Annotated in this window: 22 protein-coding genes; 9 read left to right on the top strand and 13 right to left on the bottom strand. The window is 69.0% G+C overall.

Going from position 1 to position 23,673, the window contains the following annotated elements:
• Window positions 1-63 precede the first annotated feature (63 nt).
• The 6 genes from H566_RS22385 to H566_RS0101925 form a co-directional block, all read right to left on the bottom strand.
• A complete protein-coding gene (locus H566_RS22385) occupies window positions 64-519 on the bottom strand; it encodes a transcriptional regulator (RefSeq protein ID WP_156924266.1) in 456 nt (151 codons plus the stop codon).
• Between the two features lie 77 nt (window positions 520-596).
• Window positions 597-1,472 (bottom strand): ABC transporter permease, encoded by an 876-nt coding sequence (locus H566_RS0101905; protein ID WP_028310089.1) that lies wholly within the window; start codon window positions 1,470-1,472, stop codon window positions 597-599.
• A complete protein-coding gene (locus H566_RS0101910) occupies window positions 1,472-2,437 on the bottom strand; it encodes an ABC transporter permease (RefSeq protein WP_051377866.1) in 966 nt (321 codons plus the stop codon). The genes H566_RS0101905 and H566_RS0101910 overlap by 1 nt, the downstream gene beginning before the upstream one ends.
• Window positions 2,438-2,514: 77 nt before the next feature.
• Window positions 2,515-3,837, bottom strand: a complete 1,323-nt coding sequence (locus H566_RS0101915; RefSeq protein ID WP_084544651.1) for an ABC transporter substrate-binding protein — start codon at window positions 3,835-3,837, stop codon at window positions 2,515-2,517.
• A gap of 123 nt (window positions 3,838-3,960) precedes the next feature.
• On the bottom strand, window positions 3,961-4,977 hold the full coding sequence (locus H566_RS0101920; protein WP_028310092.1) for an ABC transporter ATP-binding protein: 1,017 nt from the start codon (window positions 4,975-4,977) through the stop codon (window positions 3,961-3,963).
• Between the two features lie 99 nt (window positions 4,978-5,076).
• Complete coding sequence (locus tag H566_RS0101925; RefSeq protein WP_028310093.1) at window positions 5,077-6,084, bottom strand: porin; 1,008 nt, start codon at window positions 6,082-6,084, stop codon at window positions 5,077-5,079.
• Window positions 6,085-6,217: 133 nt separating this feature from the next.
• On the opposite strand from H566_RS0101925, the gene H566_RS0101930 reads away from it, so the two are divergent.
• A complete protein-coding gene (locus H566_RS0101930) occupies window positions 6,218-6,958 on the top strand; it encodes an aspartate/glutamate racemase family protein (protein WP_028310094.1) in 741 nt (246 codons plus the stop codon).
• Between the two features lie 20 nt (window positions 6,959-6,978).
• Entirely contained in the window at window positions 6,979-7,704 is a 726-nt protein-coding gene (locus tag H566_RS0101935; protein WP_169732477.1) for a GntR family transcriptional regulator, read from the top strand.
• A gap of 96 nt (window positions 7,705-7,800) precedes the next feature.
• Here the strand turns inward: H566_RS0101935 and H566_RS0101940 are convergent, their stop codons facing one another.
• A complete protein-coding gene (locus tag H566_RS0101940) occupies window positions 7,801-8,751 on the bottom strand; it encodes a hypothetical protein (protein WP_169732478.1) in 951 nt (316 codons plus the stop codon).
• A 132-nt stretch (window positions 8,752-8,883) separates the two neighbouring features.
• Between H566_RS0101940 and H566_RS0101945 the strand changes: the two genes are divergently transcribed.
• Window positions 8,884-9,255: a carboxymuconolactone decarboxylase family protein gene (locus H566_RS0101945; RefSeq protein ID WP_028310097.1), complete on the top strand. Its 372-nt coding sequence runs from the start codon at window positions 8,884-8,886 to the stop codon at window positions 9,253-9,255.
• 9 nt (window positions 9,256-9,264) lie between these two features.
• On the opposite strand, the gene H566_RS0101950 is transcribed toward H566_RS0101945, so the two are convergent.
• The 4 genes from H566_RS0101950 to H566_RS0101965 form a co-directional block, all read right to left on the bottom strand.
• Window positions 9,265-9,576, bottom strand: coding sequence for a YkgJ family cysteine cluster protein (locus H566_RS0101950; protein WP_034410299.1), 312 nt, complete (start codon window positions 9,574-9,576; stop codon window positions 9,265-9,267).
• Window positions 9,576-10,250 carry a response regulator gene (locus H566_RS0101955; protein WP_028310099.1) on the bottom strand — a complete coding sequence of 225 codons (675 nt, stop codon included), beginning with the start codon at window positions 10,248-10,250 and terminating at the stop codon, window positions 9,576-9,578. Before H566_RS0101955 ends, H566_RS0101950 begins: the two co-directional genes overlap by 1 nt.
• Window positions 10,243-11,259 carry an ATP-binding protein gene (locus H566_RS22390; protein WP_169732479.1) on the bottom strand — a complete coding sequence of 339 codons (1,017 nt, stop codon included), beginning with the start codon at window positions 11,257-11,259 and terminating at the stop codon, window positions 10,243-10,245. The genes H566_RS0101955 and H566_RS22390 overlap by 8 nt, the downstream gene beginning before the upstream one ends.
• Before the next feature lie 148 nt (window positions 11,260-11,407).
• Window positions 11,408-13,918 (bottom strand): TonB-dependent receptor, encoded by a 2,511-nt coding sequence (locus H566_RS0101965; RefSeq protein ID WP_028310100.1) that lies wholly within the window; start codon window positions 13,916-13,918, stop codon window positions 11,408-11,410.
• A 145-nt stretch (window positions 13,919-14,063) separates the two neighbouring features.
• Between H566_RS0101965 and H566_RS0101970 the strand changes: the two genes are divergently transcribed.
• From H566_RS0101970 to H566_RS0101990, 5 genes are all read left to right on the top strand, one after another.
• A complete protein-coding gene (locus H566_RS0101970; RefSeq protein WP_156924268.1) occupies window positions 14,064-14,591 on the top strand; it encodes a hypothetical protein in 528 nt (175 codons plus the stop codon).
• A 232-nt stretch (window positions 14,592-14,823) separates the two neighbouring features.
• Window positions 14,824-15,786 (top strand): NYN domain-containing protein, encoded by a 963-nt coding sequence (locus H566_RS0101975; RefSeq protein ID WP_028310102.1) that lies wholly within the window; start codon window positions 14,824-14,826, stop codon window positions 15,784-15,786.
• Between the two features lie 400 nt (window positions 15,787-16,186).
• Complete coding sequence (locus tag H566_RS22395; RefSeq protein ID WP_084544654.1) at window positions 16,187-17,020, top strand: GntR family transcriptional regulator; 834 nt, start codon at window positions 16,187-16,189, stop codon at window positions 17,018-17,020.
• A complete protein-coding gene (locus H566_RS0101985; RefSeq protein ID WP_028310103.1) occupies window positions 17,017-18,645 on the top strand; it encodes a gamma-glutamyltransferase family protein in 1,629 nt (542 codons plus the stop codon). The genes H566_RS22395 and H566_RS0101985 overlap by 4 nt, the downstream gene beginning before the upstream one ends.
• Window positions 18,646-18,753: 108 nt before the next feature.
• Window positions 18,754-19,731, top strand: coding sequence for a bile acid:sodium symporter family protein (locus H566_RS0101990; RefSeq protein ID WP_028310104.1), 978 nt, complete (start codon window positions 18,754-18,756; stop codon window positions 19,729-19,731).
• A gap of 740 nt (window positions 19,732-20,471) precedes the next feature.
• Here the strand turns inward: H566_RS0101990 and H566_RS0101995 are convergent.
• Together H566_RS0101995 and apbC are read right to left on the bottom strand one after the other, a co-directional pair.
• Window positions 20,472-20,963, bottom strand: coding sequence for an acyl-CoA thioesterase (locus H566_RS0101995; RefSeq protein WP_028310105.1), 492 nt, complete (start codon window positions 20,961-20,963; stop codon window positions 20,472-20,474).
• An 8-nt stretch (window positions 20,964-20,971) separates the two neighbouring features.
• The gene (gene apbC, locus H566_RS0102000) at window positions 20,972-22,060 is read right to left on the bottom strand and encodes an iron-sulfur cluster carrier protein ApbC (protein WP_028310106.1); all 1,089 of its coding nucleotides are present in this window, start codon (window positions 22,058-22,060) and stop codon (window positions 20,972-20,974) included.
• A 146-nt stretch (window positions 22,061-22,206) separates the two neighbouring features.
• Here apbC and H566_RS0102005 point away from each other — a divergent pair, with 146 nt between their 5' ends.
• The gene (locus H566_RS0102005; protein ID WP_028310107.1) at window positions 22,207-23,508 is read left to right on the top strand and encodes a hemolysin family protein; all 1,302 of its coding nucleotides are present in this window, start codon (window positions 22,207-22,209) and stop codon (window positions 23,506-23,508) included.
• Window positions 23,509-23,673 lie beyond the last annotated feature (165 nt).

A 23,673-nucleotide genomic window follows, 5' to 3' on the forward strand; every position in this document is an offset into this window, starting at 1 on the left:
GCCCGGGGTGCGCGTCGCGCAGGCAAGTGGTCCTCACCCGGGCACGGCGGCCGACCGGCGCGCTCAGTCCTCGTCGCGCGCGAGGAATTCCTCGACCCAGCCCGACACGCGCGGCGTGATGCTCGCCATCGACTCGCGGTGGAAGTCGGCCACGAACAGGTCGGCGTCATGCGCATACGGCTCGCGCATGCGGAACACGTCGGCCGCCGCATGGCTCAGATCGACGATGCGGCCGTCGATGATGTTGAACTGGTGCTGGTAGTTGCCGGCGATCGTGCCGCCGTACACGAGGCTCATGAACAGCGAGCCGTACTTGCAGGAGCGCGAGAGATCGAGCGGTACCGGCTCGCCGCGCTCGCTCGCGCGCTCGCGCCACTTGCGGAAGATGAAGTCGCCGGCATCGATGAAGCCGGCTTCGTCGAGCGCACGGAAATCGCCGATCGGCGCGAGGCTGGCGGCGGGAGCCGCGCGGCCGAGACGGGCAAGGTCGCGGAAGCACGGCGGCGGTTTGGGTGACATGGTTTCGCCCCGGTAGGTGGGCGATGGCAGTTCGCCCGTGGGCGGAGCATGCCCGACCGCGACGCCGCGCGGGAGGTTCACCCCGCCTTGCGCCTCGCCAGCATCCGCATCGCCGCCACCGCCACCCCGACCACCACCAGCGACAGCACCGTCGTCACCGTCCCGAGCGCATAGATGACCGGCGTCGTCACCGTCGTCGTCAGCCCCTGCAATTCGAGCGGCAGCGTGTTGAGGTCGCCGATGGCCTGCGAGGTGCGCGCGATCTCGTCCCAGCTCAGCGTGAAGCCGAACATGCCAACGCCAATCACGCTCGGCCCGATGATGGGCAGCACCACATCCTTGAAGCCCTGCCACGGCGTCGCGCCGAGGTCGCGCGCGGCTTCCTCATAGGCCGTGTTGAAGCGGTTGAACACCGCGAACATGATCAGCAGGCCGAAGGGCAGCGTCCATGTGAGATGCGCGCCGAGCGCCGAGGTGTACAGCCCCATGCTGCTGCCGTAGCCGTCGGCCAGCTCCTGCCAGCCCATGCTCTCGAACCAGCTCTTGAGGCCGGTATCGAGCAGCCGGAACGCGAGGCCGATGCCGAGCGACACCACGATCGACGGCATGATCAGGCTCGCGATCGACGTGTAGAACAGCGCGCCGTCGCCGAAGAAGCGCTTGCGGAAGGCCAGCCCCGCGAGCAGCGCGATCACCACGTTGAGCGCCATCACCACCAGACCCACGCGGATCGACCGGCCGAAGGCGGCCCAGATGTCCACCACGCCCACGCCCTCGGCCAGCTTTGCAAACCAGTGCAAGGACACGCCGCGCATCGGAAACGTGAGCCCGCCTTCCGGCCCCTGGAAGCTGAGCACGAAGATCGTGATGGTCGGCCCGTAGAGGAACAGCACATAGGCCGCGAAGAACAGCGCGAGCACATAGAAGCTCGCCGGACGCTTGCCTTCGTTCATCACAGCTCCTTGCGGATATCGACGATGCGCGTGAGGCCGAAGATGATCATCAGCACCACGATGAGCAGGATCACCGCATTGGCCGCCGCGGCCGGAAATTGCAGATAGCTCGTCTGCACCTGGATGATCTTGCCGACCGACGCGATCTGCTGCCCGCCCATGACGCCGATGGTCACGAAGTCGCCCATCACGATGGTGATGACGAAGATCGAGCCGATGATGATGCCGGTCTTGCACAGCGGCACGATCACGTCGCGCAGGATCTGGAAGCCGGTCGCGCCCGCATCGCGCGCCGCCTCGATGAGGGCGCGGTCGATGCGCATCATCGAGTTGAAGATCGGCACGATCATGAACATCGTGAACAGGTGGACGAAGGCCAGCACCACCGAGAAGTCGCTGTACAGCAGCCATTCCACCGGGCTGCTCGTGATGCCGGTGGCCATCAGGAACTGGTTGACCACGCCGTTGCGACCGAGCAGCGGAATCCACGAAATCATGCGGATGACGTTCGAGGTCCAGAACGGGATCGTGCACAGCAGGAAGAGCAGCGTCTGCATGCCCGTCGTGCGCACATGGAAGGCCACGAAGTAGCTGACCGTGAAGCCGATCATCAGCGTGAAGGCCCAGACCAGGGCGCAGAACTTGAGCGTGCTCAGGTAGGTGCGAAAGGTCGTGCACATGCCGTCATCGCCACCGCCGAAGCAGCCGGAAAAGATGTCGATGTAATTCTGGAATGTGAAGGCCGGGATGATTTCGTACTCGTTGTACTGCCAGAAGCTCACCACCGCCACGAGCGCGAGCGGGATGACGAAGAACAGCGCGAAGACGAGGGTGGCGGGCGTGGCCTGCAACCAGGCCGGCACGCCGGGCACGCGCCGCGCCGCCCTCGCCTTCGGCGGAACGGATGAAGTGCCCGAGCCGCTGCCGAGCGGTGGCGCCGCGATGCCGGGAGAGATGTCGGCCATGATCGTCCTCGCGAATTTTCAAAGATGCATTGCCGGAGCGGCTTTGACGGCCGCCCCGCGTTCCGGTCGGGCCGCGATCAGGCGGCGACGAACTCGTTCCACTTCTGAACCATGTAGGTGTTCTCGTCCATGATCGAGTTCCAGCAGGCGATGCCGCCCATGCGCTGCTCGTAGCTGCCGCCGTCGCGCACCTTGCCGGCCTTTTCCAGCACCGTGCCGTCGGGCGCCTTGATGTCCTTGGCGGCGGGCTTGCCTTCCATCCAGTAGGCCCATTCGTAGGGCTCCATCTTCGCCTTCGCGGTGTCGAGCACGGCGGCGTAGTAGCCCTGGCGGTTGAGATAGGCGCCGGCCCAGCCGTCGAGGAACCAGTTGATGAACTCGTAGGCGCCATCGGCCTTGCGGCCGCTCAGGCCCTTGGGCAGGCCGAATCCGGCGGCCCAGGCGCGATAGCCTTCCTTGAGCGGCTGGAACACGCAGTCGAGGCCCTTGCCGCGCACGGCGGTCACGGCCGGCGACCACATCGACTGGATCACCACCTCGCCCGAGGCCATGAGATTCACGCTCTCGTTGAAGTCCTTCCACAGCGCGCGGAACTGGCCGGCGCGCTTGGCTTCGATCATGGTCTTGATCGTCAGGTCGATCTCGGCCTTGGTCATGTTGCCCTTGTCGGCGTACTTGTGGATGCCCATGGCCTCCACCACCATCGCCGCGTCCATGATGCCGATCGACGGGATGTTGAGCGTCGCGGCCTTGCCCTTGAACTCGGGGTTGAGCAGCTCGGCCCAGCTCGTGATCGGGCGCTTGATGAGGTCGGGGCGGATGCCGAGCGTGTCGGCGTTGTAGACGGTCGGGATGAGCGACATGAACTGCGTCGGCTCGGCCGCGAATTCCTTGCTGGTCGCGCCCTTGAGGTAGATGACCTTCTTCGGCGCCGTGCCCTGGTCGCCCACCTTCTTGCCGCCCACTTCGCCCTTGGTGAAGAGCGTGGTGATCTTGTCGGCGTTCTTGATGCGCTTCGTGTCGATGCCGATCAGGTTGCCGGTCGGGATGATCTTGCGCAGCGAGAAAAACTCGGTGTCGGCCAGATCGAACGAAGACGGCTGGGTGACGATGCGCTTGGTGACGTCGTCGGTGTTGAGCGGGATGTACTGGATCTCGATCCCGGTGTCTTCCTTGAACTTGTCGGCGATGGCCTTGCTCTGGTTGACCGCGGTGCCCACGTAGCGCAGCACGATCTTTTCCTGGGCGTGCACATAGGGGAAGCCGCTGATCGCGGCGACGCCGGCGGTGCCGATCGCGCCCTTGAGCAGGCCGCGGCGCGAGGCGCTGGCGGGCTCGGCGGGCGTCGCGCTGTCGTCGCGTTCGAGGCCGAAGGCGCGGCGGATGAGCTTGTCGGTCATTTCACTGTCCTGTGTGGGTAGGTCGTGGTGGTGCCGCGGGCGCGGCGGATTGCGGACGCTTGTGGGGCGCGTCCTGCAAGGGTTTGCAATATCGGTGCCGCAAGGCTTTGCAAGGCGTTGCGTTCAGGCGGCGAGCAGATGGGCGTCGGCGCTGTTCCAGCTCAGGGTGCAGGCTTCGCCGGGTTGCAGCGGCGCGGCGTAGTAGCTGGCCTCGTCCACCATCGCGACGAGTTCCTGGTCGCCAGCGGCATCGAGCGTGACGAGCACATGCACGCCCTGGTACTCGACGCCGCGCACGAGGCCGGCGATCGAGCTGCCGTCGAAGCCGGCCGTGGCCGGCGCGCCGGCGGCGAGCTTCACCTTGTCGGCGCGCACGGCGATCGGCGCCGGCCGGCCGGCATCGGCGCGGATGACGTTGTGACCGCCCAGGAAGCGCGCGACAAACTCGGTGCGCGGCCTGTTGAAGATGTCGTGCGGCGAGCCGGCCTGCTCGATGCGGCCGTGGCTCATCACCACCGCCAGATCGGACAGCGCCATCGCCTCTTCCTGCGAGTGCGTGACGTGCACGAAGGTGATGCCGAGATCCTTCTGCCAGCGCTTGAGCTCGGCGCGCATCTTCACGCGCAGGAAGGGGTCGAGCGCCGACAGCGGCTCGTCGAGCAGCAGCACGCGCGGTTCGTTCACGAGGGCCCGGGCAAGTGCCACGCGCTGCTGCTGCCCGCCCGAAAGCTGGGCCGGCTTGCGCTCGGCATAAGGCGTCATCGACACGAGTTCGAGCACCTCGGCGGCGCGCTTGCGGCGCGTGACCTTGTCCTGCCCCCTCACCTTGAGGCTGTAGGCGACGTTGTCGATCGCGCTCATGTGCGGAAAGAGCGCATAGCTCTGGAACATCATCGCCGTGCCGCGCTCGCTCGGCGGCAACAGGGTGACGTTGTGCCCGCCGATGATGATGTCGCCGTCGCTCGCCTCCTCATGGCCCGCGATCATGCGCAGCGTCGAGGTCTTGCCGCAGCCCGAGGGGCCGAGCAGGCAGCAGTAGCTGCCGGCCGCGATGCGCAGGTCGATCGCATCGACCGCGCGCGTGCTGCCGCCGTAGAGCTTGCTGACCTTGACGAGTTCGATGTCGGATGCGGATCGCATGGGAAGGCTCCTTCAAGTCGGTGCGGCCGGCGCCGGGGAACGGTGCCAGCCTGACGGCGAAGCAAGTTCCATGACCCGCCGCGCCGCCGGTGGGATGGGTCAGAACGTGTGCGTCATGCCCAGTGCGATGACGCGCTGATCGACCCCGGCCTTGCCGTTGCCGTAGAAACGCTCGCTCGCGGTGCCACTGTTGTTCATGCGGACCAGGTTGGCGTTGATGTCGGTGCGCTTCGACAGCTGATACACGACGATCAGGCGGTCGAAGTACGAGTCGTTCTTCGTGCCCTTCTGGTTACGCGCCACATGGTCGAGGCTCAGGCGCCATTGCGGCGCGACGGCCCAGTCCGCGCCCGCATCCCAGGTGGTGGCGGTGGGCAGGCTCAGCGACTCGGTCTTGCTGTTGGCGAAGGCGCCGCGCAGCTTGACCGCGCCGAGCTTGTAGCTCGCGCCGAGCGACCAGAGCCTGTCGGTGCGGCTCGCGTCGGCGTTCTTGCCTTCGTGGATCGTGGCGCCGGCGCTGAACGGGCCCGCGTCATAGCCGAGCGCGCCCTCGACGGTGCGGCCGCCGTTGCTGCTGGTGGTCGATTCGCCGGCCGAGTAGAGCGCGCCGACCTTCAGGCCGCCGACGCTCGGCGACCAGTACTTGACCGTGTTGTTGGTCAGGTCGCTCAGCCAGTCGAACTCGGTGTAGCGGAAGGCCGCGAAGCCGCCGCAGATGAAGAAGCCGCACATCAGGTCGTCGTTCAGGTTCCACTGGCGGCCGACGGTGGCGGTGCCGAAGCGGCCATCCAGGCCCACGAAGGCGCCCCGGCCGAAGGTGCGGCCCATCGCGGTCTGGCCGTCGTCGAGGTTGACGCCGGCTTCGAGGGTGAAGATGGCGCTCAGGCCGTCGCCGAGATCTTCCTTGCCGCGAAAGCCCAGGCGCGAGGCCGACAGCGCGCCGCTGTCGATGCGCGTCTGCGACTTCGTGGCGCCACCGGCGCCCACCACGTTATTGACGCTCACCACATCGCTCGACGCGATGCCGTAGAGCGTGACGGTGCTGCTCTGCGCCCACGCGCCGCCGGCGGCAGCGGCGGCGATGACCCCGATGATGGCTTTCTTCATGCTTTTCCCGTAGTTGTGCTTCGTATTGATTTGCGCTCATGACTCACCAGTTTTGTGCACAATCTGGCGAGACGATTGCATACAGCAATTCGCATACCAAATCCGTCACACCCGTCTTCCGGAGCCGCTGACCATGCTCATCCGCGTCATCAATCCCAATACGTCCGCCGCGATGACGGCCGCCATCGGTGCCGCCGCCGCGCGCTGCGCCGCGCCCGGCACCGTCATCGACTGCGTCAATCCCACGACGGGGCCGGCCTCCATCGAAGGACACCATGACGACGCGCTCGCCGCCGTGGGCGTGATCGAGCAGGTGCGCGCCGGCGAGGCGCTGGGCGCGGCCGGCCATGTGATCGCCTGCTTCGGTGATCCGGGGCTGAACGCGGCGCGCGAGGTGGCCACGGCGCCGGTCATCGGCGTGGCCGAGGCGGCCATGCACATGGCGACTTTCGTGGCGACGGGTTTCTCCGTGGTCACCACGCTGGAGCGCACGTGCATCATCAGTGAGCATCTTGTGCACAATTACGGTTTCACCCGGCAGTGCCGTGCGATCCGGGCCTGCGAGATCGCGGTGCTCGAGCTGGAAGATCCCGGCTCGGGCGCCTACGAGCGCATCGAGGAGGAATGCCGGCACGCATTGCGCGAGGACCGTTCGGGCGCGATCGTGCTGGGCTGCGCCGGCATGGCCGACCTGCGCGACCGGCTTCAGGGCGCGCTCGGCGTGCCGGTGATCGAGGGCGTGACGGCGGCGGTCAAGCTGCTGGAAGGCATGGCGGCACTCGGCTTGCGGACATCGAAGCGCGGCGACTACGCCGCGCCGCTGCCCAAGCCGTACACGGGATGGATGGCGCGTTTCGCGCCCGGAGCAGCCTGAGGGGGAACGAGTTGAGAGCAGTGAACGGCGATGACGGCAGCCTCGGCTCGGCGGCCGACGATGCCCTGTACGAGGCCATCTTCGACGCGGTCATGACGCGCCGGCTCGCGCCGGGCGCGCGCCTGACCGAGGCGACGCTGTGCGAGATCTTCGGCACCACGCGCGCGGTGGTGCGCCGCGTGTTCGTGCGACTGAAGCAGGAGCGCGTGATCGAGTTGCAGCCCAATCGCGGCGCCTCGGTGGCGAGCCCGGGCATCGACGAGACGCATGCGGTGTTCGAGGCGCGCCGCGTGATCGAGGCCGGCATCGTGCGCAAGCTCGCGGTCGCGCCGGCCAAGGACTGGCTCGCCGGCCTGCGCGCGCTGGTCGAGGACGAGCATGCCGCCTACGAACGCGGCGACCGCACGGCCTGGATCGAGCTGTCGGGCGCCTTCCACCTGCGGCTGGCCGAGGCGGCGGGCAACGACGAACTCGCGCGCATGCTGCGCACGCTGGTGGCGCGCACCTCGCTGATGATCGCGCTCTACCAGTCGGCCCAGACGAGCCTGTGCGCCAATGACGAGCACGTTGCCCTGCTCGACGCGATCGAGCGCGGCGACGTGGCTACCGCCATCGCGCTCAGCGACGAGCACCTGCTGCATTGCGAGCGCCATCTCACGCTCGGCGACACGCTCGACGAGCCCGATCTGGCCGAGGTGTTCGCGCCCTATGCGCGGGCGCGCAAGCCGGGGCGCAAGGCGAGCTGAAAAGCCGCACGCGGCGCGCCGCCACCGTCTTTTTCCGGACGAGAGTCCGGCCGGCGCCGCCGGCGCACCGGACATGCGGGGCGTGACGCGGCCCGATCAGTTCCTGGCCGGTTCGCGCGCCTCGACGTCGATGATGTCGGCCTTGGCCCGCACGGCGGCGCGCAGCGCGCGCAGGTTCTCGTCGAAGCCATCGGCGCTCGCGGGCGCCGTATCCAGCACGCCGCTCGCCTCCTCGACGCCGGTGGATTCGCTGCGGCCTGCGGCCATCATCGCCTCGCGCACCCGGGCCACGCGCCGGGCCTCGGCCGAGCGCGGCCCGGCGGCCTCGCCCGTGTCGCGCACGACGCTGGCGCGCCAGCCGAGCCAGGCCACGCCGGCCAGCAGCGCCGCGAGCGCGATCCGCAGCCAGTCGGCGCCCGCCTCGCGCCGCGAGCCGCGCTGGAATTCGCGCGCGTCCGAATCGGCGCGACGCTCGTTGACGAAGCCGCGCGCGGCCTCGCGGTAGTCGCGCGCGGCCGCGGCCAGCGCCAGACCGGCGCGCGCCCGGGCCTCGCCCTCGACATTCAGCCGCTCTGCCAGATTGACCGCGTCGCGCGCGGCCAGCAGGCGACGCCGACGCTCGTCCAGGTCGGCCAGCGCGGCACGCTCGTCCCCGCCCGTGGCCAGGCTGTCGAGCCGGCGCCGCGCCTCGGGCAGCGGCCGCAATTCGCCCGCGACGGCGGCGCCCGGCATGGCCAGCCGTTCGACCGTCACGAGTTCGCCCGCGAGCCAGTCGGCGGCGGCACGCTCGCGCAGCAACGCATGCGAGGTCGAGGCGCGGTCGAGCGTGGCCTGGTCAAGATCACGCACGACCATCACCGCGAGCGCACACACTGCAAAACCAAGACAAACCGCCAGGGCGGCATTAAGACGATTCCCTATCACGCTCCCATCTCCTTCCCGAGCTGCATGGACAGGATTGCGGCCGACCATGACAGGGGAGAACTTTGAGCCCGTGTCGGTTTCAGTGTTAGCTCGAAAAGCGGCATCAAACAGCAGGCTCGACAAGCACACAAAGCGCCTTGACCGAGTCCTCGCAAACCCGCATCCGGCGTATTTCTTCACAGCCGGAACCGGCGCTTGCCGTGACGCTTCGGCCCCCTTTTCCAAAAAACCAAGACGCCGCCGGAGCCTCCGCCAATGAGCAAGTACTACCCCGACATCACCCGATCCCAGTCCGCCTCGCTCGCCAAGCTGCGCGCCAGCCTCCCCGACGTGACGCGCGGCTTCAGCACGCTGGCCCAGGCCGCGACGCGCGACGGCGTGCTCGACAAGAAGATGAAGGAACTGGTGGTGCTGGGCATGAGCATCGCGGCGCGCTGCGATCCGTGCATCGGCTATCACGTCGAGGCGCTGGTCAAGCTCGGCGCGACGCGCGCCGAGGTCGAGGAAGTGCTCGGTCTCGCGGTCTACATGGGCGGTGGCCCGTCGATGATGTACGCGGCACTCGCGCTCGACGCCTACGACCAGTACGCCGCCATTCACGGCGGCCAGGGACAACTCGCCGCCTGAGGCGCGGCGTCAGGGTTGCGTCGCCCTTTCGAGCGCAGTCAGCCAGACCAGAGCGTGCTCACGGTCGGCGCCGCACATCTCGTGCGACGCCTGGAGACCCGAACAGCAGGCCGGCCGGCCGGATTGCCCGAAGATCGCGCAGCGCAGCTCCGGCGTGAGCTGGACGCAGGCCACGCCCGCCGGCTTGCCGCCCGGCATGCCCGGAATCGGCGACGAGATCGACGGCGCGATGCAGCAGGCGCCGCAGCCTTCGCGACATTCGGGCGGACCGGCATCGTCGGGCGCATGGCCGCAAGCGCTTGCAGCACCCTTGCCCGCCATCACGCCTCGCCTCCGGCATCGCGCGCGCGGTCGAGCACGCCGCAGTCGATCGCCAGGTGCACCAGTTGCGCCGTGTTCTCGACGCCGAGCTTCTGGCGGATGTTGGACTGGTAGTTGGCCACGGTCTTGGGCGTGAGGTTGAGCAGCTCCGAAATGCGCTGCGGCCCGTTGCCCTCGGCCAGCAGCCGGAAGATCTCGAACTCGCGCTCGCTCAGCCGCGCGATCTCGTCGCGCTGCATGCGGCGCGTGGCGTCGTCGCGCGCGGTGGCCAGGTCGGGGCCGAGATAGCGCCGGCCGGCCGCGATCGCCAGCACCGCCTCCACCAGCACCTCGGGCGCGCTCGACTTCGTGAGATAGCCCCATGCGCCGCCATCGAGCGCGCGGCTCACGAACACCGCGTCCTCGTGCATCGAGAACACCAGCACCCGCGCCCGGTTGTCGCGCGCGAGGATGCGTCGCATCGCCTCCAGCCCGCTGATGCGCGGCAGGGTGATGTCCATCACCACCACGTCGATGCGGTCGGCCTCGGCATAGCGCCGGTAGGCCTCCTCGCCGTCGGCCGCCTCGGCGCAGACGCGGATGCGCCCGGTCATCTCCAGCAGCCGGCGATAGCCTTCGCGCACGACCGCGTGGTCGTCCACCAGCAGCACCGCGATCGTGGCCCTGTCATGCATCTTCATCCTCCGTGACCGGGATTTCGGCCGTGATCATCGTGCCGCCGCCCGGCTCGCTGGCGAGCGCGAACCGCCCGCCCACCGACTCGACCCGCTCCTGCATGCCGAGCAGCCCGAGCCCGCCGCGACCGCCGCCGGGCACGAGGCCGCGACCATCGTCATGCACCGCCAGCTTCACCACGCCGCCCTCGCGCGTGACATCCACGCGCACCCGCGTGGCCTGGGCATGGCGGGCGATGTTGGTGAGGCTTTCCTGCACCAGCCGGTACACGGTGATGCTGATCGGCTCGGGCAGCCGGTCGAGTCCGTCGCTCGCGCCGAACTCGAAGCTCGTGCCAGCCAGACGCGGACGCCAGCCGTCGATGCAATGCTCGAGCGCCGCCACCAGACCCAGCTCGTCGAGCGCGACCGGCCGCAGCCGGCCCATCATCGCGCGCACCGTGGCGTACACATGGTCGTTCAGCTCGACGATGGCGCTCGCGCCCCGGCGCAGCTCGGCGGCGACGGAGGCGGGCATGACAGCGTCATCACGCACGGCGGGCGGCGAAGCGGCAGGCAGCGGCACGGCCGCCGGCTGCCCGCCGACCACGCCTTCGCCCATCGCCTCGGCGCGGCGGCGCAGCGACACCGCCTCGATCTTGATGGCGTTGAGCGTCTGGCCCATCTCGTCATGCAGTTCATGCGCGAGACGACGCCGCTCGGCTTCCTGGATGCCGATGGCCTCGCGCGCGAGCAGCCGGTAGCGCCGCTCGCTGTCCTCGGCGCGGCGCTCGGCCTCGATGCGCAGCGCCAGCTCGCAACGCGTCTCGCGCACGCGGCGCCAGGCGAACCAGCTCAGCGCCAGCGTCAGCACCAGCAGCGCGAGCGGCACCTCGTCGATCTGGAAGCGCTCCAGACCGCGCGTCCAGCGCAGCAGCGCCTCGTTCAGTTCGAGCTGGGCACCGACGGCGAAGGTGGCGGCAGCGCTGGCGGCGGCAAGCGCCAGGTCTCGGCGGGCATTCGACTTCATGCCGCGACGATAGCCGAGGGCATGGACCGGGCGCCGGCACGACGCGCGCCGATCGGCGGCCGCCATGCCGGCCCAGCCGTGGCGCCGGACATGCAAGTACCGGCGCGGACGCGCGCGCCGGCAGGGCACCGCCCGCACTTCGGCCGCATCAGCTGCGGCCGAACTCGATGCGCGCGCCGATCCAGAAGATGCGCGGCGCGCCCGGCGCGACGAAGGTCGAATGCATCAGCGGCCGCTCGCCGTCGATGACGGGCGTGGTGAACGGCCGGCCGATGAAGCTGCCGTCGCCGCGGAAGCCGGTCGCGCCCAGTTGCGCCGCCGTCGCGTACTTGCGGTCGAACAGGTTGTTGACCTGGGCGTAGAACTTGACCGCCCGCGTCGCCTGCCAGTCGGCGCCGAGATTGAGCACCGCGTAGCCGCCGACCTTGCCCGGCCCGAGGTAGTACACGCCGTCGGCCTGGTGCTGGCCGTTCTCGTTGCCGCGCGCGAGCGAATCGCCCACCACGTTCATGTCGAGGCCGATGCGCACCGTCGGCAGCACGCGCCAGTCGGCCCAGGCCTTGAACAGGTGACGCGGGATCAGCGGCATGCGGTCGCCGGGCTTGACGCTGATCGTCCCGTCGAAGCCGGGCTCGCCTTCGAGCACGCCGCTGTTGCTGCCGTTGGCCTCGCCGTTGAAGGTTTCGGCGCTCTGGTAGGTCGCGTCGATGTAGCTGTAGTTGGCGCCCCAGCTCACGCTGTCGCTCGCGCGCCCGTTCAGGCCCAGCTCGACGCCCTGGCGGCGCGTCTTGCCGAAGTTGCGGAAGTAGCCGAAGCCGGCCTGGTCGTCGGCGACGAACTGGATGTCGTCGCGGTTGACGGCGCGGAACACGCCCGCGTTCCATTCCAGCGAGCGGTCGAACTGGCCGCGCAACCCGGCCTCGATCGTGCGCGTCACCACCTGCTTCAGCGGCGGATCGCCGGCCATCGCGTTGGGCAGGCGGCAGGGGTTGGCCGGGTCGGCGCAGCCGAGTTCGATCGCCGACGGCGCGCGGCTGCCCTCGGTCACGCCGGCATAGGCGCCGAAGGCGCGCTCGGGCGTCCAGGTCAGGCCGAGCGCCGGATTCACGCGCTGGAAGCTGTGCACCGCGTCGAGCGAGCCGTCCTCGCCGCGCGGAGTGAGGTTGTCGTGGTTGGAGACGCGGGTGCGGTTGTAGCGCGCCGAGGCCGTCACGCGCAGCGCGTCGGTCACGGCGAAGGTGTCGGTGCCGTACACGCTCCAGGTATGGGCGGTGCCGGTCAGATCGACGCGCGAGTCGAAGGCGTTTTCCGAGTCCTGCGTGCCGTCGGCGAACACGCCGGTGCCGACCACGCCGCGCCCCGGCACCAGATAGCCGAACTCGCTCGACTGCGTGAACGCCACGCGGCTGCCGTCATAGCCGCCGCCGACGGTGAAGCGGTTTTCATGGCCCGCGAGCGGCGCGGTCCAGCTCGCCTGGAGATTGGCGCCGAACTGGGTCTGCGTCGTGCTCGTGCGGTTGATGAGGCCGTTGCACTTCTCGTTCGGCTCGCCGTTGGTGAGCGAGTTGGCGATGCAGCGCCAGAACGGGAACGGCGTGTTGGAGGCGTTCTCGCCGCGGGTCGGGAAGCCCGTGTAGCCAGCGTTGGTCAGCGCGGTGCGCTCGGCGGCATTGGGCTGGTAGAGCGATTCGCCGAGGCTGTCCTCGTTGATGTCGCCGTTGTAAGTGCGGGTGCCGATGTCGCGGTAATAGGCGTTGCCCGACAGCGTGAAGCTGTCGCTGACCGCATGGCTCAGGGCGAGGTTGAGCAGGTTCTGGCTGTTGCGCGTGTTGTCGGGCTTGGTATAGACGCCGCGGTAGTCGCTGGCGAGCAGGCGCACGTCCTGCAGGCCGTTGCCGTTGAGGTTGCTGTTGGCATGCGCGGCGGTGAGCGACACGTCGGTGCGCTCGTCGCCCCAGCCGAGCTTGGCAAACACCTGGCCCACGTCCGACGGCGACTCGACGCGCCAGCCGTTGTCGCGGAACTGGGTGCCGGTCACGAACCAGTGGAAGCCCGCCTCGTTCGAGCCGCCGTGCTCCAGCGTCGCCGAGCGGCGCGCATGGCTGCCGTAGTTCACGTCGAGCGCCGTGCCGGGCGCGCTGCGGCCGTCCTTGGTGGTGAGCGAAATCGCGCCGCCCAGGGTGTTGAGGCCGAACAGCGGGTTCGAGCCCGGCATGAGCGCGAGGCTGCGGATGGCCGACTTCGGGATCAGGTCCCAGCTCACCACGTCGCCGAAGGGCTGGTTGAGCCGCACGCCATCCATGTACAGCGAGATGCCCTGGGGCGTGCCGAGCAGCGGCGAGGCGGTGAAGCCCCGGTAGTTCACGTCGGGCTGGAAGGGGTTGTTCTGGATGTCGTTGACGAACACGCCGGCCGCGCTGCGGCGCAGGTAGTCCGAGATGTCGGGCGAATGCGTGCGCTCGAGGTCCTTGTCGGTCGCGGTCTGCACGGCGGCGGGAATCTCGTTCTTGGGCTGGCCGACGCCTGGCAGCGGCGTCGGCGCGACCACCACCACGTCGGCGAGCCGGGCGGTCTGCTGCTGGGCCCCGGCCTCGGCCATGTGGCCGAGCGCAATGGCAACAGCGAGCGCCATCGGCGCGCGCGCATGAAGATGCTGCATGTCTCCTCCGGGATCCGGACGCCTCTGACGGGCGCCCTGTGTTCGATAGCCGGCCGAGACTAGGAACAGCTTGTCCATGCGGCTTGGGAAATCTTCCCGAGCCGATGGCCGACGACCGGATTCGGGGTTTGTGCGGAGATTTGACATGGCACACATGCAACGTTGCGGGGGCGTGCCCCGGTTGCCGGCCGCGCTGGCGCTGGCATTGACGCTCGGCGCGTGCAGCGGAGGCGTCGGCATCGGCTTCGGCGGCTACTGGGGCGACGGTGGCTGGTGGGACGACGGCTGGGACGAAGTCGGCTTCGGCGTCATCGACAGCCGCGGCCGTTCGGGTATCGCGACGCCCGGCTTGCAGGTCGCGCGCGACCTGTCCGGCTGGTCGGCGCTGTGGCAGGCGCATGTCGCGCCGGACGATCCGGCGCCGCCGCTGCCGTCGGTCAATTTCTCTAACCGCATGGTGGCCGGCGTGTTTGCCGGCCAGCGCGCCTCGCCCTGCGCGCGGATCCGCGTGACCCGAGTGCTGCGCGAGCGCGCGACCGGGCGGCTGCACATCGACGCCGCCCTGAGCCTCGACGGCGGTGCGTGCTCGCAGGACAGCGCGCCGTCCACCCCGGCCGAACTCGTCGCGCTGGAGCAGACCTCGGCCGAAGTGACGCTGGCGGTGAACGAATGAGACCGCCGACACCATCGGATGCAAGCCGGAAAGGCTGCTGACGCGAGAGCGGCGTAACTTGCGGGCGACCCGGATTCCGCCCGAGTTCCCGCCGGACACCCAATCGGTCACGTCGGCCGACCGGCGGTTTCATAGCGGACAAAATTGTCCGTTACGATCACGAACCCGCCCGCCCGGGTGGTTGAGTGCCATTCAATGCAGTCACGAATCAATTCTTAAGGATGTGGTTTCAATGCCAGTTGCAAATCAGAAACTCACCAAGATCGGCGTTTTCTACGACGGCAATTTCCTGCTCCACGTGAGCAACTACTACCAGTATGTTCATGCACGTCATTCCCGGCTTTCGATTGCCGGCATGCATGAATTCATGAAGCAGAAAGTCGCGGCCGCCGATGGCATCGACGTCCGATATGCGCAGATCGTCGACGCGCATTACTTCCGCGGCCGGCTGCGCGCCCAGGACGCGGCCGAGCGCGACGTGCTGCTCAAGGAGCGCCTGTTCGACGACGTGCTCATGCGCCAGGGCGTCACCACGCACTACCTGCCGCTCGGTGCCAACGGAGAGAAGGGCATCGACGTCTGGCTCGCGCTCGAAGCCTACGAACTCGCGATCTTCAAGCGCTACGACGTGGTCGCGCTCGTGGCCTGCGACGGCGACTACCTGCCGCTGGTGCGCAAGCTCAACACGCTGGGCATCCGCGTTCTGCTCATGGCCTGGGACTTCAAGTTCACCGACCAGCACGGCAACGAGCGCGAGACGCGCACCGCGCAGTCCCTGATCGAGGAAGTGACCCTGCCCTTCCTGATGCACCAGGTCATCGACGACCGCTTCACGCGCAACGATCCGCTCATCAACGGCCTGTTCGTCCCGCCCGCCGAGGCGCGCGTGCGCGTCCAGAGCGATGACGTGCAGCCGACCGCCGCGCCGACCGTGGCGGCACTGCCCTCGCCCGCCGTGCCGGTCGATCCCGACAGCGACGAAGTGCTCGAAGGCAAGATCCAGAATCTCAAGGAAGGTTTCGGATTCATCACGCCTTTCAATGGCGGCACGAATCTCTTCTTCTTCCACAACAGCGTGGTGAATGCCGAATTCGCGACGCTCAAGATTGGCGACCATGTCGAATACCGCCTCGGCACGAATGACAAGGGCGCCTGTGCGATCGACGTCAAGCTGATTACCGACTTCGAGGAATGATGTCGCGCTGATTGCCGCCGCAATTAGGCGCAATTGCCAGAACGGCGTCCGGAAGCGATTCCGGACGCCGTTTTCATTTCGGCCAAAAAATATGCCCGAGAGAGCGACACCGGCCCTCGTCGGCCACCTGCACAACAGCCGCCTCGACGCAATGTTTGTCAGGTAACAACGAAGATGCGGGCGGCCCTTGCCGGCCACCCGCCGCGCCGCCAGCGTCCCCGGACCAGGCGCGACGCGTTGTCGGGCCGGAACGCGGATGGCGGCTCCAAGACCGGTTTCGCACTGAGAAATTGCATGCAATCCAGCCATCACGGCAGGGGAAAAGCGCGCATCAGTCCGATTTATGCGGTTGAATCGCGGCTCCCGACGCTCACCTCAGCGTCATGACCGTCAAGATTGCATGCAATCCAACCCTTCCCGTCCCAGTCGCGCCGACGCCGTCGCGCGGCGCATCGCCGATGACATCGCGCTGGGCCATTTCGTGCCCGGCGAGCGCATCGACGAGCACTCCCTCGCGGCGCGTTATGGCGTGTCACGCACGCCGGTGCGCGAGGCGATCAAGCAGCTCGCCGCAAGTGGCCTCGTGCATCACCAGCCCAATCGCGGCTCGACCGTGGCAGAGCTGTCGGCGGAGGAACTCGGGCAGGTGTTCGAGGCCATCGGCGAGATCGAGGCCGCGTGCGCGCGCCATGCCGCCGTGCGCATGACCGATGCCGAGCGCACCGCCCTCGCCGATCTGCATGCCCGCGCCCGCGCCGCCGTCGCCGCCGATGACGGCGCCACCTATGCCGACCTCAACCTGCAACTGCATGCCGCGCTGCTTGCCGGCGCCCACAACCCGGTGCTGGCGCGGACGGCCGAGGCGCTGCATGCCCAGGTCGCGGCCTGGCGGCGGACCCAGTTCCGCCAGCCCGAGCGCATGGCCGAGTCCTTTGCCGAACATGCGGAGATCGTCGAGGCGGTGCTGGCGCGCGACGCGATCGGCGCGCATCGGGCGATGCGGGCGCATCTGGTTCCGGCCCATGGCTCGGCCGAGCATGCCGGCCTGCCGGCGGCCGTGATCGCGACCGCCCAGGCGGCAGCCGCGCCGGTGTCGGAGTCGCCCGCCACGGATGCGTCCCGCGCCCGCGTCGCATCCGCTCCGAATGCCGACACCGCCAAGGCTGCACCGCCGGCCACCGGCACCGCCACCGTCCGCCCCCGAACCCCCAACCGCGCCCGGAGCGCCCCATGACCCCCATCCTCGGAACCCGTGGCGCCGTCGTCGCGCCGCACAGCCTCGCCGCCCAGGCCGGGCTCGACATCCTGCGCGAGGGCGGCAACGCCATCGAGGCGACGATCGCCGTCGCGGCCACGCTCGCGGTCGTCTATCCGCACATGACCGGCATCGGCGGTGACGGCTTCTGGCTGCTGCGCGCGCCGGGCGTGCCGATGCGCTCGATCGACGCCTGCGGCCGTGCGGGCGCCAACGTGCGCCGCGAGCTGTACGCGGGCATGGACAGCATTCCGTGGCGCGGCCCGCTCGCGGCCAACACGGTCGCGGGCACGGTGTCGGGCTGGGGCGCGGCTTACGAGCATTCGCGCCGCCACTGGGGCGGCAAGCTGCCGATGGCGCGGCTGCTGGAGTCGGCCGTGCACTACGCGCGCGAAGGCTTTCCGGTCACGCACAGCCAGGCCGCCAACACCGCCGCCAAGCTGCACCAGCTGGAAATGCAGCCGGGCTTTGCCGGCGCCTTCCTGCGCCCGCCGCAACCGGGCGGCGCGGGCGGCATCGGCAACGTGCCGGCCAGCCTGCCGCGCTACGGCGACCGCCACGCCTTCCCCACGCTCGCGGCGACGCTGGAGCAGATCGGCCGCGCCGGCGCTGACGACTTCTACCGCGGCGACCTCGCGGCGAGCATCGCGCGTGACCTCGCCGCCATCGGCAGCCCCGTCACCGGCGCCGACCTCGCCGCCCACCAGCCGGACTGGCCCGAGCCGCTGCGCGCCGAGCTGCGCGCCGGCACCGTGTACAACCTGCGCCCGCCCACGCAAGGCCTCGCCTCGCTGCTCATCCTTGCCCAGTTCGAGCAGTTGCGCGCCGACGGCGATTCGCCCGACACGCTGCGCGGCATCCACCTGCTGGTCGAGGCGACCAAGCAGGCCTTCAAGCTGCGCGACCGCGAGGTGGCCGATCCGGCGCTCGCGAGCATCGATCCGCAGGCCTGGCTGTCGCCCAACCATGTGGCCGCGCTCGCCGCGCGCGTGCCGCTCGACGCCGCCAGCCCCTGGCCCGCTCCCAGCAGCGACGGCGACACGACCTGGATGGGCGCCGTCGACCGCGAGGGCCGCGCGGTGAGCATGATCCAGAGCATCTTCTTCGAGTTCGGCAGCGGCTGCGTGCTGCCCGAGACCGGCATCTGGTGGCAGAACCGCGGCTGCTCCTTCGACCTGCGCCCCGGCCTGCTGCGCAGTCTGGAACCGGGCCGCAAGCCCTTCCACACGCTCAACCCGGCGATGACCGAACTGCCCGACGGCCGCGTGCTCGTGTACGGAACGATGGGCGGCGAAGGCCAGCCGCAGACGCAGGCCGCCGTGTTCTCGCGCTACGTCTGGGGCGGCCACGACATCCGCTCGGCGGTACGCGCGCCGCGCTGGCTGCTCGGCCGCACCTGGGCCGAGCCGGCCACGACGCTCAAGCTCGAATCGCGCTTCCCGGCGCAGATCGTCGATGGCCTCGCGAAGCTCGGTCACGCGGTCGAGGTGGTGGGCGATTTCGACGAACGCCTCGGCCATGCGGGCGGCCTCGTGCTGCATCCCGACGGCTGGATCGAAGGCGGCGAAGACCCGCGCAGCGACGGCTGCGTGGCGGCCTGGTAAGCCGGCCCGACGCGGCTGCCGACCGGCCGCACGCCACAGCACGAGCCCGCGCCCGACGCGGGCCGCCTCTCCTCCGCGCGCTCCGGCGCGCCCCTCCGAAGGACGACCATGGGTTTCAAGTTCGACTGGTTCATGAAGGGCATGCTCATCGCCGTCGGCCTCGCGGCGATCTGGCCCGAGCCCGGCGCGCACGGCGGCTGGCTGCATCCCGAGCTGCTCAACAAGATCGGCGTGGCGCTGATCTTCTTCCTGAGCGGGCTGTCGCTGAGCTTCGCCTCGCTCAAGTCGGGCACGCTGCAATGGAAGGTGCATCTGCTTGTCCAGTTCACGACCTTTCTCGTGTTTCCGCTGATCGGGCTGCTGCTGCTGCACACGACCGGCGGCTTCATGAAGGCGGATCTGCAACTCGGGTTCTTCTATCTGTGCGCGCTGCCGTCGACGGTGTCGTCGTCGGTCGCGCTGACGGCGGCGGCGCGCGGCAACGTGCCGGCGGCGCTGTTCAACGCGACGCTGTCGAGCCTGATCGGCGTGGTGCTCACGCCCGCGTGGCTCGGCTTCGTGCTGGGCAAGACGGGCGTGGAGTTCCCGCTCGCCAAGGTCATCCTCGACCTGCTGATCTGGCTGGTACTGCCGCTGGCGTTGGGCCAGCTGTCGCGGCCGGTGCTCGGCAACTGGGCCGCGAAGCACAAGAAGCGGCTCTCGACCGTGGACCGGCTGACGATCCTGCTGCTGGTCTACACCTCGTTCGCCGATTCGGTCGCGCAGGGCGTGTGGTCGCACTACGGCGCGGGCGCGCTGATCGAGACGGTGGTGGGCACGGCGCTGATCTTCGGCGTCGTGCTGCTGGCGGTGAACGCGGTGGCGCGCGCGCTGGGGATGGCGGAGCCGGAGCGGATCGCGAGCGTGTTCTGCGGCTCGAAGAAGACGCTGGCGTCGGGGGTGCCGATGGCGCAGCTGATCTTCGGCGCGAATCCGGCGCTGGGGCTGATCCTGCTGCCGATCATGATCTACCACCCTCTGCAACTGGCCGTCGGGGGGGTGCTTGCGCAGCGGTGGGCGGCGCGGGAGCGGGCTGCGGCTGAGTGATTGGCTCCGGCGGTCGGTGGGGATGGGCGCGGGCGGGCGGCCTGCGGAAGCGGCCACGCCTGGACGGCGTGGCCGCCCGTCGCTCCTTCGGTAGCCCGCGGGCCGGCTTGCCAACTCAGCCCGGCGTTGCCGGGCTTCAGACAGGCAAGCCTGAACGCCTGCGGCGTTCTCCCGCGTCTACCTCGTCGCTCGGCGCTTCCGATGGCCGCCCGCCCCCGCCCATCCCCACCGACCGCCTCGTTCACTCGTTTGGGCTGATAGGGCCGCTGCGCGGCCCTTGGTGCGGGTGATTGCGGCTCGCCTGCCTCATTGCGGCTCGCCTGCCTCGATGGCAGTGGCGCAGCTCCAACGGCATGCACGCCTCGGCGAGCGTGGCGGGAAGACGGACGAGCCTTCGGCACAGTCCGGGCAGCGACAAGCACGGCAGTAATCATTCCGCCCACCGCCAGCAAGGGCTGCGCAGCAGCCCCCTCGCCCGTGCCCGCCTCACTGAGGCGCCGGACGGGTGTCGGGCCGGGCGGGGCTGTCTGGCGTGCCGAGCGACGAGGTAGTCGCGGGAGAACGCCGCAGGCGTTCAGGCAATCCTGTCTGAGGTCCGGCGCAGCCGGGCCGAGTTGGATTGCCGATCCCGCGAGCTACCGAAGGAGCGAAGGGCAGCCGCGCCGTTCAGGCGCGGCCACGCCAGTCAGCCCCGCCCGGCCCGACACCCGCCCGGCGCCGGTGCGCAAACCAACAGCCGGTCAAGGCGCCGAGGCAGGAGCCCGCCGAGTGCTGTGCAACCGCGCATCCAGCTCACGCCGAAGCTCGCGCCGCTGCTTCGCCCCCTCCCAGCGCGAGCGCTCCACGTCACTGACCGGCTCCAGCAGCGGCACCGCCACCGGCTTGCCGTCCTTCACCGCCACCATCGTGAAATAGCAGCTGTTCGCATGCCGCACGACGCGCTCGGTGATGTTCTCGGTCACCACCTTGATGCCCACCTCCATCGAGGTCGTGCCGGTGTAGTTGACCGAGGCCAGGAAGGTGACCAGCTCGCCCACGTGGATCGGCTGGCGAAACATCACCTGGTCCACCGACAGCGTCACCACATAGCTGCCCGCGTAACGGCTCGCGCAGGCATAGGCGACCTGGTCGAGAAACTTGAGGATCGTGCCGCCGTGGACGTTGCCGGAAAAATTGGCCATGTCCGGCGTCATCAGCACGGTCATCGTCAGCTGGTGCGAAGGCGTATCCATGCGCCCCCTCAGGTGTTGCTGCTGACGACGATGCCCGGCAGCTTGCCCGAGTAGTCCTTGGCCTTGTCCGCCACCTTGACCGCGACCTTGCGCGCGATGGCCTTGTACAGATTGGTCGCCTCGGAGTCGGGGCTGGCGACGACCGTCGGCTTGCCCGCGTCGGCATTCAGGCGGATGTCCATCGCCAGCGGCAGCGCGCCGAGCAGCTCGACGCCCAGTTCCTTCGCGATGCGCTCGCCGCCGCCCGAACCGAAGATGTGCTCGGTATGGCCGCAATTGCTGCACACATGCACCGCCATGTTCTCGACCACGCCCAGCACCGGAATGCCGACCTTGTCGAACATGTCCACGCCGCGCCGCGTGTCGATCAGCGCGATGTCCTGCGGCGTCGTGACGATGACCGCGCCCGTCAGCGGCACCTTCTGCGCCATCGACAGATGGATGTCGCCAGTGCCCGGCGGCATGTCGATGACGAGATAGTCGAGGTCGTCCCAGGCGGTCTGCTCCAGCAGCTGCGTCAGCGCCTGCACCACGAGCGGACCGCGCCACACCACGGCCTGACCCGGATCGATGAGAAAGCCGATCGAGTTGACCTGCACGCCGTAGTTCTCCATCGGCTTCATGGTCGCGCCGTCTTCCGACACCGGCTTGCCCGACAGCGCGAACATCGTCGGCTGGCTCGGGCCATAGATGTCGGCGTCGAGCAGGCCCACGCGCGCGCCCTCGGCGGCGAGCGCGAGCGCGAGATTGGCGCTGGTCGTGCTCTTGCCGACGCCGCCCTTGGCCGACGACACCGCGATGATGTTGCGCACGTTAGCCATGGTCTTGACGCCGCGCTGCACCGCATGGGCGACGATCTTCTGCGTCACGTTCACGACGGGCGCCACCGCGCCGGCGGCGACGAGCGCGGCCGTGGCGGCGGCGCGGATCGGCTCGATCTGGCTCTTGGCCGGATAGCCGAGCTCGATGTCGACGGTCACGCCGCCGCCCTGCACGAGCAGCTTGCGCACCGACTTGCCGGCGACGAGATCGCGGCCGGTGTTGGGATCGACGACGCCCGCGAGGGCGGCCTGGGCGGATTCCTGGCTGATGGTCATGGCTTGGGAGCGTTGCGCGCGTTGTCGGTTCTGAATGAAAACCACTTCAATTTACCGCAGCAAGCAACGCCCGCGCCCGCAAGCCCGCGATACCCCTGCGGGTGCCTCTGCTATGCTGGCCCGTCCCCTTATCCCCTTGATTTCCCATGGAAATCGGCTTCCTGCTGATTCTTATCCTTCTCAACGGCGTGTTCGCGATGAGCGAAATCGCCGTCGTCACCGCCCGCAAGGCCCGACTCCAGCAACTCGCCGACGCAGGCGACAAGGGCGCGCGCGAAGCCCTAGCGCTGGCCGAACATCCCACCCGCTTCCTCTCGACGGTGCAGATCGGCATCACTTCGATCGGCGTGCTCACCGGCATCGTCGGCGAGGGCGCGCTGGCCGATCCGCTCGCGCTCTGGTTCATGGAAAACGCGCCATGGATGAGCGAGCCGGTCGCCCGTCCGCTCGCGCTCACGGTCGTAGTCGTGCTCATCACCTTCCTGTCGATCGTGCTGGGCGAACTCGTGCCCAAGCGGCTCGGCCAGATCAGCCCCGAGCCGCTCGCGCGCCTGATGTCACGGCCGATGCGCGGCCTGTCGATCATCGCCACACCCTTCGTGCATCTGCTCACCGCGAGCACCGACGGGCTGCTGCGCATCCTCGGCGCGCGCCAGACCGACGAGCCGCCGGTGAGCGAGGCCGAGATCCAGGTGCTGATGCGCCAGGGTGCCGAGGCCGGCATCTTCGAGCGCTCGGAGCACGAAATGGTGCGCAACGTCTTCCGCCTGGACGATCGCAAGCTCAGCTCGCTGATGGTGCCGCGCGGCGACATCGTCTGGCTCGACGTGGAAGATGAATCGGCGGTCAACCGCGCCAAGATCGAGCAGAGCGACGTGTCGCGCTTTCCGGTCTGCAAGGGCGACCTCGGCGAAGTGCTCGGCTTCGCGCGTGCCAAGGACCTGCTCGCCTCGGCGCTCGCGGGCCGCGATCTCGACCTCACCGCCCGCCTCGCACCCGCGCTCTACGTGCCCGAGACGCTCACCGGCACCGAACTCATCGAGAACCTGCGCAGCGCCCGCAGCACCGTCGCGCTCGTGGTGGACGAATACGGCGAGGTGCAGGGCCTCGTCACGCTCAAGGACGTGCTCGAAGCCATCATCGGCGAGCTGCCCGCCGACGCGGCCGAAGACAACGCCGCCTTCCAGCGCGAGGACGGCTCCTGGCTGCTCGACGGCGCCATCGCCGTGCCCGAGATGCAGGACAAGCTCGCGATCGAGCACTTTCCGGAGGGCGAGAGCGACACCTACCACACGCTGGGCGGAATGATGATGCTGCTGCTCGGCCGCATCCCGCGCACCGGCGAGCATGCCGAGTGGGCGGGCTGGCGCTTCGAGGTGGTGGACATGGACGGCAACCGCGTGGACAAGGTCATGGCCTCGCGCCTGCCGGAAGCCGCCGACGCCTGAAGGCGCTGCCGCCCGTGGCCCCGCCTCCACGGGAAACCCTGGCTTGACTGTAGGACATTGGGACGAACTGCCTCGGCCGCGCAGCGCTTCTTGCCTCATTTCAGGCTGATGAACTCCCCTGTAATCGAGCAGGCCGCCATCGTCGCGCGGCATGTTCCAGGGTTG

It is taken from the genome of Derxia gummosa DSM 723, assembly GCF_000482785.1.
GTDB lineage: Bacteria > Pseudomonadota > Gammaproteobacteria > Burkholderiales > Burkholderiaceae_E > Derxia > Derxia gummosa.

Coding starts and splice junctions, on each gene's coding strand:
- H566_RS22385 (WP_156924266.1), bottom strand. CDS start 519: ATGTCACCCAAACCGCCGCCGTGCTTCCGCGACCTTGCCCGTCTCGGC.
- H566_RS0101905 (WP_028310089.1), bottom strand. CDS start 1,472: ATGAACGAAGGCAAGCGTCCGGCGAGCTTCTATGTGCTCGCGCTGTTC.
- H566_RS0101910 (WP_051377866.1), bottom strand. CDS start 2,437: ATGGCCGACATCTCTCCCGGCATCGCGGCGCCACCGCTCGGCAGCGGC.
- H566_RS0101915 (WP_084544651.1), bottom strand. CDS start 3,837: ATGACCGACAAGCTCATCCGCCGCGCCTTCGGCCTCGAACGCGACGAC.
- H566_RS0101920 (WP_028310092.1), bottom strand. CDS start 4,977: ATGCGATCCGCATCCGACATCGAACTCGTCAAGGTCAGCAAGCTCTAC.
- H566_RS0101925 (WP_028310093.1), bottom strand. CDS start 6,084: ATGAAGAAAGCCATCATCGGGGTCATCGCCGCCGCTGCCGCCGGCGGC.
- H566_RS0101930 (WP_028310094.1), top strand. CDS start 6,218: ATGCTCATCCGCGTCATCAATCCCAATACGTCCGCCGCGATGACGGCC.
- H566_RS0101945 (WP_028310097.1), top strand. CDS start 8,884: ATGAGCAAGTACTACCCCGACATCACCCGATCCCAGTCCGCCTCGCTC.
- H566_RS0101950 (WP_034410299.1), bottom strand. CDS start 9,576: ATGGCGGGCAAGGGTGCTGCAAGCGCTTGCGGCCATGCGCCCGACGAT.
- H566_RS0101955 (WP_028310099.1), bottom strand. CDS start 10,250: ATGCATGACAGGGCCACGATCGCGGTGCTGCTGGTGGACGACCACGCG.
- H566_RS22390 (WP_169732479.1), bottom strand. CDS start 11,259: ATGAAGTCGAATGCCCGCCGAGACCTGGCGCTTGCCGCCGCCAGCGCT.
- H566_RS0101965 (WP_028310100.1), bottom strand. CDS start 13,918: ATGCAGCATCTTCATGCGCGCGCGCCGATGGCGCTCGCTGTTGCCATT.
- H566_RS0101970 (WP_156924268.1), top strand. CDS start 14,064: ATGGCACACATGCAACGTTGCGGGGGCGTGCCCCGGTTGCCGGCCGCG.
- H566_RS0101975 (WP_028310102.1), top strand. CDS start 14,824: ATGCCAGTTGCAAATCAGAAACTCACCAAGATCGGCGTTTTCTACGAC.
- H566_RS22395 (WP_084544654.1), top strand. CDS start 16,187: ATGCAATCCAACCCTTCCCGTCCCAGTCGCGCCGACGCCGTCGCGCGG.
- H566_RS0101985 (WP_028310103.1), top strand. CDS start 17,017: ATGACCCCCATCCTCGGAACCCGTGGCGCCGTCGTCGCGCCGCACAGC.
- H566_RS0101990 (WP_028310104.1), top strand. CDS start 18,754: ATGGGTTTCAAGTTCGACTGGTTCATGAAGGGCATGCTCATCGCCGTC.
- H566_RS0101995 (WP_028310105.1), bottom strand. CDS start 20,963: ATGGATACGCCTTCGCACCAGCTGACGATGACCGTGCTGATGACGCCG.
- apbC (WP_028310106.1), bottom strand. CDS start 22,060: ATGACCATCAGCCAGGAATCCGCCCAGGCCGCCCTCGCGGGCGTCGTC.
- H566_RS0102005 (WP_028310107.1), top strand. CDS start 22,207: ATGGAAATCGGCTTCCTGCTGATTCTTATCCTTCTCAACGGCGTGTTC.